This is a genomic window from Vibrio qingdaonensis, from assembly GCF_026191675.1.
In the GTDB taxonomy this organism is placed as follows: domain Bacteria; phylum Pseudomonadota; class Gammaproteobacteria; order Enterobacterales; family Vibrionaceae; genus Vibrio; species Vibrio qingdaonensis.
On record NZ_JAKRRY010000148.1, the window covers coordinates 1 to 709 of the forward strand.

General features: G+C 42.2%; 1 protein-coding gene. It reads left to right on the forward strand.

Translation table 11 applies throughout. The features are described 5' to 3' along the window. On the forward strand, nucleotides 1-699 hold a 699-nt coding region (locus tag MD535_RS25765), incomplete at its 5' end, for an IS4 family transposase (protein ID WP_265678128.1). Nucleotides 700-709: the final 10 nt, after the last annotated feature.

The following is a 709-nucleotide window of genomic DNA, read 5'->3' on the forward strand; positions in this document are numbered from 1 at the left end:
TATTATTCAACAGGGCTCCTCCATCGTTGGAACAAAGCGGGTAAGGAAAGGCATTGGATGTTACCCGTGAAGAAAGATTTTCAGTATGAAGTCGTTCATAGATACAGCAGTCGAGATGCTATTGTTGCGATTAAAACCACACCTCAAGCCAGAAAAAAGTTTGATGAACTCCCTGAACTTATAGAAGCTCGCTTAGTCTCGAAGGTAATTAAAGGCAAAACTTATCAGGTACTTACGTCAATGTGTGATGGGTTGCGTTTCCCAGGTGAAGACATTGTAGAGTTATACAGATATCGCTGGGAAATTGAGTTAGGTTATCGTGAAATGAAACAAACACTGCTTGATAGCGAATATACACTACGAAGTAAGCGTCCAGATATGGTGAGACAGGAGCTTTGGGGGGTGCTATTAGCTTATAACCTGATAAGACAAATGATGACAAAAGCGTCAGAGAGATTAGATAGCATTTGCCCAAACCAATTGAGCTTTACCAGTAGTGCGATGGCTGTCACTCAATATTTTGCATCCTTGCCGCTGACAAGCCCGGGAAATCTACCTAGACACTACGAAGTGCTGATTCAACAGATATCAATGTTCGTCTTACCACCAAGACGCGAAGACCGGAGTTATCCACGCTGGATTAAACTAAAACCCAAGAAGTATGCGACAAATAGAAAAAATGCCAGTCAGCTTAACTGACTGGCATTAC